The 16,628-nt window shown below is 59.7% G+C and carries 16 protein-coding genes and 1 tRNA gene; 11 read left to right on the top strand and 6 right to left on the bottom strand.

Going from position 1 to position 16,628, the window contains the following annotated elements:
- The first annotated feature begins 25 nt into the window (after positions 1 to 25).
- Both HHJ06_RS10795 and HHJ06_RS10790 read left to right on the top strand, forming a co-directional pair.
- Positions 26 to 232: a hypothetical protein gene (locus HHJ06_RS10795; protein ID WP_215429647.1), complete on the top strand. Its 207-nt coding sequence runs from the start codon at positions 26 to 28 to the stop codon at positions 230 to 232.
- Between the two features lie 82 nt (positions 233 to 314).
- Positions 315 to 403: transfer RNA gene (locus HHJ06_RS10790), tRNA-Ser, on the top strand.
- An 87-nt stretch (positions 404 to 490) separates the two neighbouring features.
- Here the strand turns inward: HHJ06_RS10790 and radC are convergent.
- The 3 genes from radC to infA form a co-directional block, all read right to left on the bottom strand.
- On the bottom strand, positions 491 to 1,231 hold the full coding sequence (gene radC, locus HHJ06_RS10785) for a RadC family protein (protein WP_215429645.1): 741 nt from the start codon (positions 1,229 to 1,231) through the stop codon (positions 491 to 493).
- Between the two features lies 1 nt (position 1,232).
- On the bottom strand, positions 1,233 to 2,723 hold the full coding sequence (locus HHJ06_RS10780; protein WP_215429643.1) for an NAD(P)H-hydrate dehydratase: 1,491 nt from the start codon (positions 2,721 to 2,723) through the stop codon (positions 1,233 to 1,235).
- A gap of 94 nt (positions 2,724 to 2,817) precedes the next feature.
- Entirely contained in the window at positions 2,818 to 3,018 is a 201-nt protein-coding gene (infA, locus tag HHJ06_RS10775) for a translation initiation factor IF-1 (RefSeq protein WP_031930865.1), read from the bottom strand.
- Positions 3,019 to 3,596: 578 nt separating this feature from the next.
- Between infA and rplM the strand changes: the two genes are divergently transcribed.
- From rplM to HHJ06_RS10760, 3 genes are all read left to right on the top strand, one after another.
- Positions 3,597 to 4,025, top strand: coding sequence for a 50S ribosomal protein L13 (gene rplM / locus HHJ06_RS10770; protein WP_102715472.1), 429 nt, complete (start codon positions 3,597 to 3,599; stop codon positions 4,023 to 4,025).
- Positions 4,026 to 4,040: 15 nt separating this feature from the next.
- Positions 4,041 to 4,436, top strand: a complete 396-nt coding sequence (gene rpsI, locus HHJ06_RS10765) for a 30S ribosomal protein S9 (protein ID WP_215429641.1) — start codon at positions 4,041 to 4,043, stop codon at positions 4,434 to 4,436.
- A 117-nt stretch (positions 4,437 to 4,553) separates the two neighbouring features.
- The gene (locus HHJ06_RS10760; RefSeq protein WP_215429639.1) at positions 4,554 to 4,964 is read left to right on the top strand and encodes a hypothetical protein; all 411 of its coding nucleotides are present in this window, start codon (positions 4,554 to 4,556) and stop codon (positions 4,962 to 4,964) included.
- Between the two features lie 14 nt (positions 4,965 to 4,978).
- On the opposite strand, the gene HHJ06_RS10755 is transcribed toward HHJ06_RS10760, so the two are convergent.
- Positions 4,979 to 5,416 (bottom strand): 23S rRNA (pseudouridine(1915)-N(3))-methyltransferase RlmH, encoded by a 438-nt coding sequence (locus HHJ06_RS10755; protein ID WP_215429637.1) that lies wholly within the window; start codon positions 5,414 to 5,416, stop codon positions 4,979 to 4,981.
- A gap of 6 nt (positions 5,417 to 5,422) precedes the next feature.
- Positions 5,423 to 6,991 carry an excinuclease ABC subunit UvrC gene (locus HHJ06_RS10750; protein WP_343206620.1) on the bottom strand — a complete coding sequence of 523 codons (1,569 nt, stop codon included), beginning with the start codon at positions 6,989 to 6,991 and terminating at the stop codon, positions 5,423 to 5,425.
- Positions 6,992 to 7,103: 112 nt separating this feature from the next.
- Between HHJ06_RS10750 and HHJ06_RS10745 the strand changes: the two genes are divergently transcribed.
- The 6 genes from HHJ06_RS10745 to ispF are packed head-to-tail and all read left to right on the top strand — an operon-like array spanning position 7,104 to position 13,939.
- Positions 7,104 to 7,886 carry a MotA/TolQ/ExbB proton channel family protein gene (locus HHJ06_RS10745; protein WP_102715481.1) on the top strand — a complete coding sequence of 261 codons (783 nt, stop codon included), beginning with the start codon at positions 7,104 to 7,106 and terminating at the stop codon, positions 7,884 to 7,886.
- Positions 7,887 to 7,922: 36 nt separating this feature from the next.
- A complete protein-coding gene (locus HHJ06_RS10740) occupies positions 7,923 to 8,369 on the top strand; it encodes an ExbD/TolR family protein (protein WP_102715483.1) in 447 nt (148 codons plus the stop codon).
- On the top strand, positions 8,366 to 10,798 hold the full coding sequence (locus tag HHJ06_RS10735; RefSeq protein ID WP_215429635.1) for a tetratricopeptide repeat protein: 2,433 nt from the start codon (positions 8,366 to 8,368) through the stop codon (positions 10,796 to 10,798). The genes HHJ06_RS10740 and HHJ06_RS10735 overlap by 4 nt, the downstream gene beginning before the upstream one ends.
- 23 nt (positions 10,799 to 10,821) lie before the next feature.
- Positions 10,822 to 12,612, top strand: coding sequence for a transglycosylase domain-containing protein (locus tag HHJ06_RS10730; RefSeq protein ID WP_215429633.1), 1,791 nt, complete (start codon positions 10,822 to 10,824; stop codon positions 12,610 to 12,612).
- 31 nt (positions 12,613 to 12,643) lie between these two features.
- Complete coding sequence (locus tag HHJ06_RS10725; protein ID WP_215429631.1) at positions 12,644 to 13,408, top strand: inositol monophosphatase family protein; 765 nt, start codon at positions 12,644 to 12,646, stop codon at positions 13,406 to 13,408.
- Positions 13,409 to 13,429: 21 nt separating this feature from the next.
- The gene (ispF, locus tag HHJ06_RS10720; protein ID WP_215429629.1) at positions 13,430 to 13,939 is read left to right on the top strand and encodes a 2-C-methyl-D-erythritol 2,4-cyclodiphosphate synthase; all 510 of its coding nucleotides are present in this window, start codon (positions 13,430 to 13,432) and stop codon (positions 13,937 to 13,939) included.
- A 772-nt stretch (positions 13,940 to 14,711) separates the two neighbouring features.
- On the opposite strand, the gene yidC is transcribed toward ispF, so the two are convergent.
- The gene (gene yidC, locus HHJ06_RS10715; RefSeq protein WP_215429627.1) at positions 14,712 to 16,610 is read right to left on the bottom strand and encodes a membrane protein insertase YidC; all 1,899 of its coding nucleotides are present in this window, start codon (positions 16,608 to 16,610) and stop codon (positions 14,712 to 14,714) included.
- Positions 16,611 to 16,628: the final 18 nt, after the last annotated feature.

Raw genomic sequence — 16,628 nt, 5'->3', positions numbered from 1 at the left:
GTGGGGTTCAACTTTTTAAAAGGAAATGATGAAACGATTCACAGGTTCTCTTTTGCTTGCGTCCTTCTCCCTTCTTCTTGTCTCTTCCTGCTCCTGGCTGATGGAGCCGAAGGAACACGAACGCATTCCGCAGCCGCCCCCCGGAGAGACAAAGAGCGCTCTCCCCCACAACAAGACTCAGAAATTCGAGGCGGAAGCCACCCTCGGACCGCTGGCTTCTCCACGACGCTAAAAGCGTTCAAATGACGGTTGGCTGGGATTCTGTTCTTTACAGCGTCCGGCAAACCGGATACAACGCTCCCCGGTTTCCAAGCGGAGAGATGGCTGAGCTGGTCTAAGGCACTCGACTCGAAATCGAACGTAGGGCAACCTACCGTGGGTTCGAATCCCACTCTCTCCGCCACTTTTTTAACGGAAGCCCGTCCTTGAGACGGGCTTTTTTGTTCCTCGGTGCGGGAGCATCCACCCGGGAAATACGGAGGAAGGTTATTCAATGATAGAGGGGGCGTCCTTTGACGGCTTCCTTGAGCCGTTCCCCGTTGGGATGATTGTAGCTGTAGTAGTTCCTGGATGCCATCTCAGTGGGTTTCCCGATGATGATATGGTCCAGGAAACGGACGCCGAGAAGCTTGGAGCATTCCCGGACGCGTTCTGTCAGGAGGTCGTCCGTGCGGCTGGGAGCGGGATTCCCGCTGGGGTGGTTGTGCGCCAGGATGAAGCCGTAGGCGTTATGGATGACGGAGGGGCGCAGGATGTCGCGCGGGTGGGCAATGGATTCGTTCAGGGTGCCGCTGGAGATTTCCACAGGCTTGATGAGGCTGCATTTAGTATCCAGCAGCAGAACGAGCACGGTTTCCCTGTCCCTCCAGCGCATCGCGGTGGTCAGATAGTCATAAACATCTTCAGGCGTTTGGATGGGGCGCCGCATCATCGTTTCCCGAAGGGCCCGCGCGCCCAGTTCAAAGGCGGCGCTCAGCGTGGCCGCTTTCGCCATGCCTATTCCCTTGCAGATGTCCGCTATTTCCGCGGCGTCCATGTGGGCCAGGGCATCCAGGGAACCTGCGGACTGGATCAGGTCCGAGGACATGTCCAGCACGTTTTTCCCCTTGATGCCCATCCGCAGGAAGATCGCCAGCAGTTCCGCATTGCTGAGGCTGTGCCTTCCCTGGCGCAGCAGTTTCTCCCTCGGCAGGGATTGGGAAGGGAGGTCCTGGAGTTTGCGGTAGGCCATGTCAGTAGCAGAGGCGTGCGGTGGATAGGATGGCGGCGGCCAGATGGTGCAGCGTATCTCCTGCCGTCAGGGTTTGCTGGGTGGAGTTCCCGGAGGAGATGGCTATCTCGGAAGCACGGCCGCACAGGTACGTTCCCAGGACGGCAGAGACCAGCAGGGATTCTCCCTGGGCCAGAAAGCCGCCGCAGACGCCCGCCAGCACGTCTCCCTGGCCGGCGGTAGCCATGCCGGGGCCTCCGGTGATGTTGTAAAAGTGGGGTTTTCCCCGCTGGGTGACGATGGTGCGCGCTCCCTTGTAGATCAGGGCCGCTTCATGCTCCTCCAGGAAGCAGTCCGCAATGTCCGCCCGGATGGCGCAGCTGTCCGCGTCCGGCAGAAGGCGGCGTATCTCTCCATGGTGCGGCGTAGCCAGAATGTGTTCTCCCAGTTTCCATTGCATGGCCGCCGCCAGGTTCAGGCCGTCCGCATCCAGAACGGCGGGAGTGCCGGTTTCCAGAATGAGGCGGATGGCTTCCGCGTCTTCCTCCGATACGGAGCCGATGCCGGGACCGATGAGAAAGGCGCTGAATGTCCGGAGGGAGACGTCCGCATAGCTGTCCACGGGCCTGACCATGATTTCCGGCGGCATGGACGGCGCAATGAGGGGATAGGCATTACGGTGGACGTGCAGCGTCACCAGCCCGGCTCCGGCACGGAGGGCGGCTTCACAGCACAGCCTGGCGGCTCCCAGCATCCCTTCCGAGCCGGCAATGACGCCAATGTGCCCGCGTTTGTTCTTATAGTCCGTATAAGGCCTTGCAGAGAGGAATTTGGTAAGCCGGGAAGAGGTGATGAGCTCCGTGGCGGGCAGAGCCTGCACATGGAGTCCGGGAAGGTCAATGCAGGCCAGGCGCCCCGCGTGCAGGGTGGCGTCATCATCCAGCAACCCTTGCTTGACGGCTCCTATGCACATGGTGAAATCCGCCTCCACGGCATTTTCCTGGGGCATTCCCGTATCCGGGTCAATTCCCGTGGGGATGTCGATTGCCACGGTGCGCACGGCTCCGCAGCGGTTCCGCAGGTAATTCATTTCCGCACAGAGGGCGGAGATTTCCTGGCGGAGTAGTCCCCTGGCGCCAATACCCAGCAGCCCGTCCAGCAGGATCATGGGCTTTCCCGTGCGGGGAAGGGGGGCTTCCTGGTACTCCGGGGGCGGAGGGGAGATTTCCGCCAGTTGGCGGACGGGCAGTTCCCCCCATTCGGAACGCGGATAGGCTGCCCGGAGTCCAATTTCCCAGCCGTGCTGTTTCAGGATATTGAGGACGGTGAGGGCGTCCCCGGCATTGTTGCCTTTTCCTACATAGGCTACGCAAAGACCGGGAATGGGAAAGAACTGCATCACGGCTTCCGCAATGCCGGCGGAGGCCTGTTTCATGAGGGTTCTGGCCGGCGTTCCGCTGACAATCAGCTCGCGTTCCGCAATCTGCATATTTTCCGTGGAGCAAACTTTCATGGCGCGTTGGTGGAGTCAGTCCGCACTTTACGCTAAAAAACCTTCTCCGGCAAGCCGGAGAAGGTTTTTCGCAAAAGGAGTGAATCCGGAACGGTTAACCGATGCGGAAGGTGATGCGCGCCTTGGTCATGTCATAGGGAGACATTTCCATGCGGACCTTGTCGCCTACCACGATTTTGATGAAACGCTTGCGCATCTTGCCGGAGATATGGGCCAGCACTTCGTGCCCGTTGGGCAGGCGCACCTTGAACATGGTGCCTGCCAGCACGGCGCAGATGGTGCCTTCCACTTCAATTTCACTTTCGGAGTTTTCCTCCTTGGGCGCTGATTTGCTGAAGTGCCTTCTGCCCTTGTGGCGTCCGCCTCCCTGCGGGCGCGGGCGGTTCGGTCCGCCTCCGGGGCGCGGTCCCCCGCCTGTTCTGGCTCCTCCCGGACCTGCGGACTGTCCGGCCGGGCGTGCCGGGCCGGTGCCGCTCCCTGCGGGCCGGGGCTGTCCGGGACGGCTGCCGTTGCCGGCCGGTCTTGTGCTGCTGCCTGCCGGCCTGGGGCCGGGGCGGGAATTCTGGCCGCCGCTGGGGCGGTTGCTGGGTCTTGGATTCGGGCTGATAGGATTCTCCTTGTAAGGTTAAAATGAACGCGCGTGTACGAATTTTCGCGCAGGCGAATAATAGGCCATATTTTCACGAGGGCAAGCCCCGAATGTGAAAACGCCGCAATTAAGCCGCGATTCCCCGGGGAGAGGGGAAAAAAGCCTTTAAAAGGGGAGTAATAGAGAAAAAGTATTTGACATTTACGTGAATAATCATTAGGAATGCGCCCCCGAATTGGAAGATTACGGCAGGATGCCGAAAACCGAGAACGAAGAATTGAACCATGAAGACCTTCTCAGCCAAACCGCAAGAAGTAGAGCGCAAATGGTATGTTATTGACGCTGCCGACAAGGTGCTCGGCCGTGTTGCCGTTGAAGCGGCTAACATTTTGCGTGGCAAGAACAAGACAATTTTCACCCCCCACGTTGATTGTGGCGACTTTGTCATTATCGTAAACGCGGACAAGGTGGTGCTGACCGGCAACAAGGAAAACGCCAAGATTTACACCCGTTTCTCCGGCTACGTCGGCGGCAAGCAGGTGGATACCCCCCGGAAAATCCGCGCCCGCCGCCCCGAACTTCTTCTGGAACTGGCCGTCAAGGGCATGGTGCCCCACACCCGCCTGGGCCGTCAGCAAATGTCCAAGCTGAAGGTTTACGCCGGCGCCGGCCATCCGCATGAAGCCCAGCAGCCCACCGCCATCACTCTCTAACCGATTTTTCCAGACATGAGTCAGACAACCCCATTCAACGCCACCGGCCGCCGCAAGACCGCCATTGCACACGCTTGGCTTACTGAAGGTACCGGCCGCATCACGATCAACCGTCGCGGTTTTGAAGAATACCTTCCCACCGTCCAGTTGCAGAACGCCGTTCTCCAACCCTTCCAGGTGACCAACACCATGAACAAATTTGACGTGAACGTCGTCACCAAGGGCGGCGGCATTCACGGCCAGGTGGGCGCCATCCGCATGGCGATCGCCCGCGCCTTGGTCCAGGTTGATGAAGCCTCCCGCGCCCAGCTGCGTGAATTCGGTCTCCTGACCCGTGATTCCCGCATGAAGGAACGTAAAAAGCCCGGCCGCCCCGGCGCCCGCAAGCGTTACCAGTTCTCCAAGCGCTAAGCTTGGCTGGCTGCGAAGGAACTGGCTTTACCATTTCTTTCTCGGAAAAGGAGTGCTCCCTGCGGAGTACTCCTTTTTCGTTGCAGGGGAGGCTGCTTGCTGTTATGAAGGAGCATCATGACGCCAGAGCCTCAGGAAGACGCTGTTACGGAACCTTCCCCGGAAGAAGGAAAAACAACAAGGTTTCTTTTCCCGCTTGTCCCCTTGCTGGGGGCGCCGCTCCTGCTGTTGCTGGGCTCCCTTTTGAGGCATTCCCATTACGCCGGTTTTAACGCTCCCAAGGTGGTCAAATACGGACCGGGTTTTGCTTTTTTTCAGTTTGCAGGTGTGGCCCTGTATTTCTACCTTGCTTACGCAGCTTTTAAAAAAGGCCTTTCCGGCTGGGGCTGGGTGTTTGGCTCCCTGGCAGTGGCGTTCAATCCTTTCCCCGCGTTTTCCACGGGAATCGTGGGTGACTCTACGGCATGGGGGCTGGCTGTAGTCGTGGCCATCATCGTCATGGTGAAGGCCTTGATTGACCGGGAGTGACGGAATATTGAATCTTACCGGTGGTAAGGCGTCCCCGCTAGGATGGTGTGGCAGCGGTAGAGCTGCTCCAGCAGCACGACAAGCGCCAGCTCATGCTGGAGGGTGAATTTGCTCAACGCCAGGATATGGTCACACCGTGAGCGCAGTTCCTCCGTGTGGCCGTCCGACGCGCCGATGAGGAACGCGATGCGGCGCACGGAACGCATCTGCCAGTCCCTCGCCAGCTTGACCAGCTTTTCCGTGGTCCAGAGCTCTCCGCGTTCGTCCATGGCAATGCGCAGGCACCCCTCGCTGGCGGCCAGCAGGCGTTCGGAAACGTCCCTGGAGCTTCCGTCCCTGACGAGTTTGAGTTCCGCCTTGCCGAACGGCTTGAGGCGGTTGAGATAAAGTTCCACGCCTTCCCGGGCGTAGTTCAGGGCCGGCTTGCCTGCGGCCAGAATCAGGAATTGCATATGAGGTCAGGCGTTGGGTGATGAGTTGAGATAGTCCAGCAAATTGCGGGCCCAGGTTTCCGAGATGCCGCGGATGGCGGCAATGGAGGCGGGGTCCGCCTTTCTGATGGCGGCCACGGATTTGAATTTTTCCAGCAGCAGGCTTTTTTTGGACGCGCTCATGCCCGGGGCGTCGTCCAGGGCGCTTTCCCTCATGCGTTTCCGGTAAAGCAGCTCGTTGTACCCGTTGGCAAACCGGTGGGCTTCGTCGCGGATGCGCTGCATGAGCTTGAGGGCTCCGGTACTGTGCGGCAGGCACAGGGGCTGTGACTGGTGGGGGAAGAAGATTTCCTCCCGCTGCTTGGCCAGGCCCACGATGGGCATGTCCCCCAGGCCGATGGCCTCCAGGTCCGCCAGGGCGGAGGAAAGCTGGCCCTTGCCGCCGTCCACCACCACCAGGTCCGGAACCTTGATGGGGGCTTTCCCTTCCGCGCTGAGTTTCTTGAGCCACCGGTACAGGCTCATGCCTGCGGGCCGTGACGCTACGGCGTCGCTTTCCGCCAGAATGCGGGAATAGCGCCGCCGGATGACTTCCGACATGGAGGCAAAGTCGTTCTGGCCGTCTACGGTGCGGATGCGGTAGCGGCGGTAGGCCTTGTTGTCCGGCCTGCCGTTGGTGAACCGCACCATGGAGGCTACGATGTGGTTGGAGGAGACGTTGGAAATGTCAAAGCATTCCATAATGGCGGGGGGGTCTTCCAGTCCCAGGGCCAGGCCCAGTTCCTTCATGTCCTCCACCGGGCGCACGGTGCCGGGCAGGTTGGGCGTCCCCTTCTGGAACCTCCGCGCGGGCTCCAGAACCTTGACCAGGTTGTCCCGGATGTCCCGCAGGTAGGCGGCGCGTTCAAAATCCAGCTCGTCGGAGGCCTGCATCATCTCCCGGGTCAATTCGTCCAGGGTGCTTTTTTTGCCCGTTCCTTCCAGCAGGCGCACCGCCTGGTCGAAGTTCCGGTTGTAGTCGCTGAGGGAAATGCGGCCTACACACGGAGCGGAGCAGTTGCGTATTACGTCCGCATGGCAGTGCCTGAAATCGTTGAGGCCGGGATTCTTGACCTTGCAGGTACGCAGCCGGAAGTGCCTGTTAAGCCATTCCTGCGTGGCGTACAGCGCCTGGGAATGGACAAAGGGGCCGAAGTAGCGCGCGCCGTCATCCTTCCTCACCCTCGCCAGCTGGAAGCGCGGCAGTTTCTCCCCCTTGGGTATCTTCAGCAGGGGGTAGCGCTTGTCATCCTTCATCTGGATGTTGTAATGCGGGCGGTACTGCTTGATGAGCTTGCTTTCCAGCAGAAAAGCCTCCTGGTCGTTCCTGGTTTCAAAGTAGTCGAATGACGCAATAGCATTGATGAGCGCCCGTGTCTTGTGGTTGGAGAGGGTGGCTCCCGTAGGGGAAAAGTAGTTGCCCAGGCGGCGGTGGAGATCCTTCGCCTTGCCTACGTAAATGGTATTCCCCAGGGCGTCTTTCATGATGTAAACGCCGGGTTTATGCGGGGTTTCCCTCCAGAGTTCCTTCAGGGATGGTTTTTCACGATCTGCCACGGGCGTTATTATGCCATATGCGGCAAGAAATGAAACTGCGGAAACGTACTGCATTACGGCTACTTGGCTTGCCTAGGAAGACATCTTCTGTATAATCCCCTACGTCTTTTGTATGAATCCTGTACCGTTTACCACGCTGGCTGCCGCCATGGACTTTGTGGTGGGAGATAGAAACTATCCCCTCTCCGAGCTGTTTATGAAGGGCGGCTTCATCATGTGGCCGCTGCTCCTGTTGTCCATCGCCGGAGTGGTGGTGCTGGTCATGTGCTGTTTTTCCACCCGCGCCTCCGCCGTTCTGCCCACCAAGCTGGTGGAGCAGGCGGAATCCTTCATCCGCAAGAGGGATTACACGGGGCTGTCCATCCTCTGCAAGGATGGAGACTCCTGCTACGCGCGCGTGATGCTGACGGTGGCCAGTTTCATGCTGCGCAACCCTTCCGCCCAGTTTGAAGAGGTGAGGGAAATAGCCGCTGCGGAAGGCGGGCGGCAGGCGGGCTTCCTGAGCCGCCAGATATCCTGGCTCTCGGACATCGGCGCGCTGGCCCCCATGCTCGGGCTGCTGGGGACCGTGGTCGGGATGATGAAAACCTTCTTTGAGATCGCCAACGGTGATTTCTCCGGCGGAAAGCAGCGCATTGACATGGCGGGCGGCGTGGCGGAAGCCCTGATCACCACGGCGGGCGGCCTGATGCTGGGCATTCCAGCCATCCTGGCGTATGTATACTTCCGCAGCCGGGTGCACAAGCGCGTGGGGGACCTGGAAGCCGCGGTAACGCACAGCGTTTCCGTAGTCGCCACCCAGCTCCAGAAGCCGCGTGCCGGGGCGTTCCATGAGGAGGAGCTCCCCAGGGTGCCCGTGGACCCCACCTCCCTGCGCGACGTGCGCGGGCTTTAACAGGAAGCGGCTCCGCTCCCAACACCGGAACAACGTATGAAATTCCATTATAAAATGCCCAATCCCATCGGGTTCCAGCTGGCTCCCATGCTGGATATTGTTTTTCTGCTGCTGGTGTTTTTCATCGTGACCCAGACGTTTGAGGACGACGAGCCGGACCTTTCCATCAACCTCCCCTCCGCGGAGACTCCCAAGCCCGGTGAAAGCGTTTCCAATGAAATCACCGTGAATATCCGGAAGGATGGCACGGTGGTCATCAACCGCCAGCCGTACACCATGCCGCAGCTGGAAGACAAGCTTCTTTCCGTCGCCCGGCTGGATAAAACCATGCTCGTCCGCATCCGCGTGGATGAAAAGGCGGAATCCGGCGTGGTGGTGCATGTGATGGACGCCTGCCTGAAGGCCGGCCTGAACAACGTTTCCTTCTCCACGCGGCCCCCGGCTCCGTCTTCCGTCAATGTTTCCAACCCCCAAGCTTCATGAAAGCGTTCCTTTTCGTCAATGCAGGTTTAATGGCCCTGGCCGCGTTTGCCGCCGCACAGGAGAACATCCCGGATGCCGCTCCCGTACCGGACGGCCCGCTGGTCGCCAATCCGGAGCAGGATACCCTGGACATGGCGGACATGCTGTACAAGCAGGCCCAGGAGCCTGCCATGAAGGGGAATCCCCAGGAACACGCCCGCCTGCTTGATCTGAGCCTGCGCAAGTATCTGGAATTTGCCCAGCGTTTCCCACAGTCCGCCCAGGCCCCCCTGGCGGAGTACCGCGCCGCCATGTGCCTCACGGAGCTTGGAAGGAAGGCGGACGCGCACGCCCTGTTCCGCAGGCTTACTCAGACGGGCACCCCGGCTTTGGTCGCCGCTTCCGCTTACCGGCTGGCTACGGACGCTTCCGCTGCCGGGGAAACGGAAAAGGCCATCCAGTATTACCAGCTCGTGGTCCGCAATGCGGAACAGAATGATTTGAAGGTGGACGCGCAGTACCGCCTGGGGCGCCTCTTCCTCTCCAGCGGGAATCCGGAGGCCGCCGCCACCATGTTCTGCGCGGTGATGGGCAACCCGCAGGCTGACGGAAAATTCGTGCTGGTGTCCCGGATGGGGTATGCCGCCCTGTGCGCGGATACGGGCCGCCTGGGCGAGGCCTATTCCGAATACCGCAAGGTGCTGGAGACGCCCGGCGTGGATGACCGTAACCGGGGCATTGCCACCCTGCAGGCCGCCATGCTGGCTACCAAGCTGAAGAAGACCGCGGAAGCCCAGGGCCTATACGAACGGCTTTTGAAGGACGAGTCCCTGAAGGAAATGGCTCCGGAGGCCCGCATGGGGCTGCTCCTGGGACTGTACGACATGGGCAAGTACAAGGAGATCCTGTCCCAGTACGCGCAGCAGAAGGACATGAAGATGCCGACCAAGGAAGGAGAAGTACGCCTCCTGATGCTGCTGGGCCAGTCGGCCTACAAGCTGAAGGAGTACCAGAAGGCGGCGGATTTCTTCCTGGAAGCGGAAAAGGCCGTTCCCTACACGCAGGAAGCCATGCAGGCCTCCTTTTACCGCCTGATGTGCTATAATGAACTCAAGCAGAAAGACCTTCCGCAGCGCGCGCAGAGTTTCCTGAACCATTATGCCAAGGCTTTTCCGACCAGTGAGCTGCATGACCTCGTGCGCCTGATGGCCGCGGAGAACCTGTTTAACAGCAGTCCGGCGGATGCCGCCCGGTTTTACGCCAGCATTGATTTTGACAAGCTGCCCCCCAAGATGCGTGCGGACATCCTGTACAAGAGCGCCTGGGCCATCGCCCAGGCCGGGAACCGGGAAGCGGCCGCCACGCTGTTGACGGATTTCATCAGCAAGTACCCGCAGGACCCCCGCATTTGCGAGGCGTTGACTCTGCGCGGAGACATGTATGCCAAGACCAGGAAGGAGGCGGAAGCCCTGATGGACTTTGACCGGGTGATCGCGCGCTGGCCCAAGGAGGAATCTGCCGCCGCCGCATGGCAGCGTGCGGCCCAGATTTACGCGGGACGCCAGGACATGGTGAACATGGCGAAGTACTATGAAGGCCTGATCCAGAACTTCCCGAAGGCGTCCCCCGCCGCGCTGGCGGAAGCCCACTTCCTGCTGGGCCGCGCGGCGTTTGACCAGGGGGATTTCAAATCCTCCATCAGCCACATGGCGGAAGCCAAGACGCTGGACCCCCAGAAATACGGAGAACAGGTGAACGTGCTTTCCGTCCTGTCCTACCACAAGCTCCAGGACGTGAAAAAATTGAAGGAAGCCCTGGAAACCCTCCAGAAGGAGAACCCCTCAGCCGTAGCCCGCGTGCCGGACGTCATTCCCGCGTGGCTGGGCCTTCAGGCCTATGGCATGAAGGATCTGGAAACGGCGGACAAGTACATGACCTGGGCCACCCAGAACGACCAGCTCCAGAATGTGAAGAAGGTGATCTGGCGTAATCTGGCGAAGGTGCGCCTGGCGCTCAAGAAGTATGACCGCGCCCTGGTGGCCTCCAACAACTTCCTGAAAGATGAAGACCAGCCCTACCGCCGGGCGGACGGCTTGCTGGACAAGGCTTCCATCCAACTGGGGCTTGGCAGGTATGCGGACGCCCGGAAGACGGCGGAGGAGGCGCTGGCGCTGGGAGTGGAAGGCCCCCTGATGGCCTCCCTGAAAATCGTTCTGGGAGACATATCCTATGCGGAGAAAAAGTTTGATGAAGCGGCCAAGTATTATGGCGTCACGGCTGAATTGTTTGTCAATGACGCCGAACTGAAGCCCAAGGCCCTGTTCAAGGCGGCGGAAGCGCTGGACAAGGCCGGCCGCAAGTCGGAGGCTTCCCAGTACCGGGCGCGCCTGCAAAAGGAGTTCCCGGATTGGAAGCAGGATGAAGATTCACTGCCGCCGGACGCCCGCTAGGCGTCCGGATCATTGGAACCGGAATGGAAAACAGGCGCAAAAGATGGTATGATCTGTTCGGATTGCTCCCGCGCAATCTGGGACGCATGCTGCTGTGGCTGGGGCTCATTCCCATTGCGTTCGTCATCGTCCTGCTCGTGTACGCCTGGAGGGCGGACCAGTATGAACTGGACGAAGTGCTGGCCCCGCTGGAAAATTGCGCCGCTTATGACCGCAACGGCCAGTGGATAGGCACCCTGACGGACCACGACCGGGTGTACGTGGCCCGCAATGAATTGCCGGACAATCTGGTGAATGCCTTCATTGCCCGGGAGGATGAAGCCTTTTTCGATCACGGCGGCATCGTGTACTCCTCCATCATCCGCTCCATCTGCCGGAACCTCACCACGCTGTCCTATGCGCAGGGAGCGTCCACCATCACGATGCAACTGGCGCGGAACTGTTATGAACTGGGTGGAAAGACCCTGGACCGCAAGATTCTGGAAATGGCCGTGGCGCGCCGCATTGAGGGCAAGTATTCCAAGGATGAAATTCTGACGGCCTACCTGAACCGCATTTACTTTGGCCAGCAGTGCTATGGCATCGCCCAGGCGGCTGACCTGTACTTCGGCAAAAAAGTGGCGGATCTCACGCTGGCGGAGTGCGCCACGCTGGCCGGGCTGGTGCGCGGGCCGTCCATTTACAACCCCGTTTACAGCCCGGACGCGGCCGTGAAGGTGCGCAACGCTACGCTGGAAAGGATGCTGGAATGCAATTTCATCACCCAGGAGCAATTATGGCAGGCATCCCGTGAGCCGATGACGGTAGCGGGAGAGAAGGAGGCCCGGCCCGGCTCCTACCCCATCCTGGTCATTTCCCGTGAATTGAGGGACATGGACTGCTGCGACGAGCAGGAGGGGACGTCCAGCATTTTTGTAATGACCACGCTGGATCTGGAAGTCCAGCGCATGGTGGAGGAAATAAGCGAACCCCTGCTGGCGGAGCTGGAACATTCCCCCGTGTGGGCCGGACTGCCCAGGAGGGTGGACAACCAGCTCAAGAACTGCGTGCAGGCGGCCGTGCTGTGCGTGGATACCCGCAAGGGGGACCTGCTGGCCGTGACGGGCGGACGCTCCGCCCTGGACGGCGTGGACCGGTGGCAGGCCATGGTGATGCCCGGGGATCTCTTCACTCCCATTGTCAACGTATGCGCTGTGGACCAGCGCAGAACCGTCATCCGCAGCAGTCCGGAAGTCACCGGGCGCGGGGTAGGGTTCAATACGGTGATAGAAACGGCGCAAAAAGCCGGATACAAGGGGGACCTTCCCCGTTCCCCTGACCTGTATGCCGGGAGGTTCCGCGCCCCTCTGGCGCAAGCCGTCAATGCGCTGTACCTGATCGGCAGCGACGGGCGCAACGTGCAGATATCCTCCGTCCGGCAGGTAGGCACCACCAAGAAGAACCTGGTGATGGTGAATGCGCCCTCTCCGGAGGAAAGCCGCCGTGAAATCCTGCCGCGTGAATCAGCCCATCTGGTGGCTGCGCTGCCTCCCTTCCGTTATGACGAGCGCTCCAGGAAGACATTCGTCAATGTCAGGCTGCCGGAGAACACAGGGAATTTCTCCGCCGTCATGGGGCGTTATTTCACGGTGTTCGTCTGGGTGGGCTTTGACTCCCCGGAGGAGGCCGTTTATAAAAAGAAGGGGGTAGCCGCCGCGCTGGCAAAAACCACTGCCGCGCTGGCCGGGGAAGTATATGACCGGGCGGAAGAAAACCGGAGGAAAGCCGTTCAGGAACGGAAGGAGAAGGAAGCCCCCGCGGAGCAGGATTCCTGACGGAAGCAAATTTTCTACAATAGACCATATCATGAACCACTCACCTGAAATGACCACGGCCATTCTGGCCGCCAAATCCGCCGGAGCCTTCCTGAAAAAGCATTTTTATGACAGCAAGAAGGTGGATGAAGCCAGCCAGAATGATATCAAGCTGGAGCTGGACAAGCTTTCCCAGAAACTGATTACGGAGGAAATCCTCTCCGTGTTCCCCACTCATGCCGTTCTGGGCGAGGAAGGGTATACCGGGAACCGCGACAGTGAATACGAATGGATTGTGGACCCCATTGACGGGACGGTGAATTACTTTTACACCATTCCCTGGTTCTGCGTCTCCATCGCCCTGCGCCGCCGCGGGGAAGTGGTGCTGGGCGTGATTTACGATCCCATGATGGACGAATGCTGGCATGTGGAAAAGGGAGGAATTCCGTACATGAATGACCACCCCATGCATTGCAGCCGCCGGGAGCGCATGGCGGAGGCCGTAGTGTTTGTGGGGCACGGCAAGACGGACGGTTCCAAGGAAAAGGGGATTGAACGTTTTGCCAAAATAGCCTGGCAGGTGCGCAAGGTGCGCAACAACGGCTCCGCCGCGCTGGCTCTGGCTTACATTGCCTGCGGCAGGTTTGACGCCTATGTGGAGAGCGTTATTTCCATCTGGGACATCGCCGCCGGCGTTCTGCTGGTGGAGGCCGCCGGAGGGAAAGTAATTCTGGAACCCCGGGAGGATAATCCGGAACAATTTGCCATCATCGCCTGGAACGGCCGCATCCCGATTGTGGAGGCGCTGAACGAATAACCTGAACAACCCTGCCGCAATATGAAAGACATGATTGCCCTGACCGGGCTGGGATATGATATCCACCGCTTTGTGGAAGCCCCGCGGCCCCTGATGCTGGGGGGCGTGCACATTCCTTCCGCCCGCGGGCTGGACGGCCATTCCGATGCGGACGTCCTGTGCCATGCCGTTGCGGACGCATTGCTCGGCGCGGCCGGACTGCCGGACATCGGGTACTGGTTCCCGCCGGGAGACCCCTCCTGCAAGGACATCCCTTCTCTGGAAATCGTGGCGAAGGCCGTTTCCCTGATCCGTGAGCGCGGCGGCCGCGTGGTGAATGTGGACTCCTCCCTGATTGCGGAAGCTCCCCGCATCTCTCCCTATCTGGAACAGATGAAGGAAGCCCTGGGAAGCGCCCTGGGCATTTCTCCGGCGCGCGTGGGAGTGAAAGCCACCACCAATGAGCAGCTCGGCGCCCTGGGCCGCCGGGAAGGCATAGCCGCCTTTGCCGTGGCGGCCATCTTGATGCCGGAAGATTTACCCACGCCATAAGGCATCACCGCCATATTTTTGGAACCCTTCAAGCAGAAGGGGAGCGTGGCTTTTTGTGCCATGGGCTGCGGGTCAGTCTGTAGAACTTCATACGGATTATGAATCCGGGGTCAACACACAAATTTGATTGAAAATCCCTTAATGCGAATTTACCCCGGCATTTCCGGGTGTTGCATCCATTGGAATACAGGATTTCAAACAGTTTTTCTGAAACAACTTCGGGGGAGTTTTTGACGAGAACTGCAAGGGCCGGGAGGCCCTTGTTCCCAGCAGCGCGGCCATCAAGAACACGGTGAGAGGACAGCATCATGCCAGCGGTTTGAACGGATCACGGCCAACTGGTAGCGGAGGTTTGATTCGTTCATCTTTCAGATTCACTCACCCTGCGGGCTTCAAGCTTCGCATTCCGTCCAACCGGGCGTGCCCGGTTTCCCGGCCTTCGCACTTAAAATTTTTTCCAGAGCGAAGCGGAGGGGCATTTCCCTTGCCTCCTGCTGCAACGGATTCATAATCCGCTAAGGTAGTTTCAGTGGGTGTTTTGGCATTTTCTGCCAGGCCGCTCCAATTAGCTACACAAAGATATATGACGAGAAAAACCGGGCTTCTCCGTGTGGGGAAGTCCGGTTTTTTCATCAGGGGGGCGAGGGGCGCGGGCTCTGCTTTTCTTCCGGCGCTCCTGTAGCACGGTGCGGTTTCCCTCGTTTCCCCATAAAAAATGCGGCCGCGTGAACGGCCGCATTTGCAGGGAAAAAGAGTGCTGAAGGTGCGCCCCTTATTTCTTTTTAGGCGTAATGTTGCGCATGTTGTGGCCTTTGCCCTTGCGCTGCTGTTCCTCCAGGGCCACGCGCTGCTGGTCCATCATCCGCTGGAAGAAGCCGGGCTTCTTCTTTTTGGCGGCGGTGAGCACGGGCATGGGAAGGCGGCGGATCAAAGCCGTCTGGCCGATGGAAATAAGGTTCTGCGTGGTCCAGTACAGGGCCAGGGCGGAAGCGAAGTTATAACAGAACAGGAAGAACATGACGGGCATCAGGTTCATGATGATGCGCTGGGAGCGTTCCCCCGCCTGCGGGGTCATCCGCATCTGGATGATCATGGTCACCGCCATGATGAGCGGCAGGATGTTGATCGGAATGCCGAACAGGTGGCCCACGGTGTCAGGCAGGGACAGGTCCGTCATCCACAGGCAGAAGGGCTGGCCCCTCAGTTCCGCGGAGTACTGGAGAACGCGGTAGAAGGCGAAGAAGATGGGGATCTGGATGAGCATGGGCACGCAGCCGCTGGCCGGGTTGATGCCGTATTTCTGGTACAGCTTCATCATTTCCATGTTCACCTTCTGGGGCTCGTCCGGATATTTTTCCTTGAGCTTGGCCATTTCCGGCTGAATCAGGGACATGCGCTTCATGGCCATGTAGGACTTTTTGTGCAGCGGCCAGATGAGGGCGCGGACGACGATGGTCATGCAGATGATGGCCACGCCCCAGTTGCCGAACCAGCCGTGGAAGAGGTTGAGCAGCCAGTTCATCGGCACGCTCAGGAAGACGAGCCAGCCGTAGGCCATGATGTCGCTGATGGCGGGGTAGGTGAGGTTCAGGTCGCGCAGGTAGGCGTTGAACTTGGGTCCCGTGTAAATGTCGTACGTGAGCGTCTTGATCTCGTTGGGCGCCATCGTCAGGTTGGGAATTCCCATGGCTACGGTAACGCCGGGCACCAGCGTGTTGTTTTCATGGGCCAGCGGGAATTCCTGGCGGGTGGCGTACACGGTGGAACCGTTGGACTTGTCCTGGGGAAGAAGGATGGTGGCGTAATACTGGCTCATTACGCCGGCATAGGTCAGGTCCTGAAGGGGGCCTTCCAGAACGCGGGCCTTCGCTGTGCTGAAAATGCCGCCCGTGAAGTAGGAGGGAACTTCCTGCTCCAGGGAGCCGTCCGCATGGTAGAAGAAGTGGGTGTAGGTGTCCTTGGGTTCGCTTTTGGCGATGGGATAGGCGCTGCCGCCGAAGATGCCCATGTAGCGCAGGTCCTGGACATTGGGGGATTTGTTGAGCAGGGAGACGGTCAGGCGGATAAGGTACTTGCTGCCGGGCAGTACGTTTCCTTCCAGATTCTTGACGGGGTGCAGGGTATAGGTCTTGGAGATGAAAAGTTGCCGGGCGGCGTCATAGCCTTCCAGAGTGACGGAGTCCGCCGTGCGCTTGACTTCCCGGTATACCGTGTTGTCATAGGAAGGGTCCTGCGTGGCGTCCATGTTGAAGACGAGCTCGCCGATTCCCCTCTGCTGGGCTTCGTTGATCGTGATGTTATGGTCCGCGACCTTCTGGGAGTCCACAATGTCGTTGTGGAGGGTGACGGCGCCGATGGAGCCGCCGATGCGGTTGAAGGTGTAGGTGATGAAGGGCTCCTGCCTGCCGTCCGCTTCCTGCGTGGCCGTCAGCGTAATCGGGCTGGTTTTGTCTTCTTCCAGGGCCTTGGCGGCGGAAGTCTGTTCCGGCGCGGCGGGGGAGGCGGGCGTTTCAGCGCCGGGAGCCGGGGCGCCGGCGGGAGCGGCGGCGGTTTGCTGGGCGGGGACGGGGGCTGCGGGAACGGGCTCTTCCTTTTTATTGTTGCCCATGTAAATGTTCAGGCCCAGAAGGGCGGCGCAAACGCCTATGATGATCCATGCTGTGCGATCCATAATGTGATATAGCTTGAT

This window comes from Akkermansia muciniphila, from assembly GCF_018709685.1.
Classification (GTDB): Bacteria; Verrucomicrobiota; Verrucomicrobiia; order Verrucomicrobiales; family Akkermansiaceae; genus Akkermansia; species Akkermansia muciniphila_E.
The sequence above is the reverse complement of the archived record's forward strand: the minus strand, read 5'-3'. Positions and strand labels throughout refer to the sequence as shown.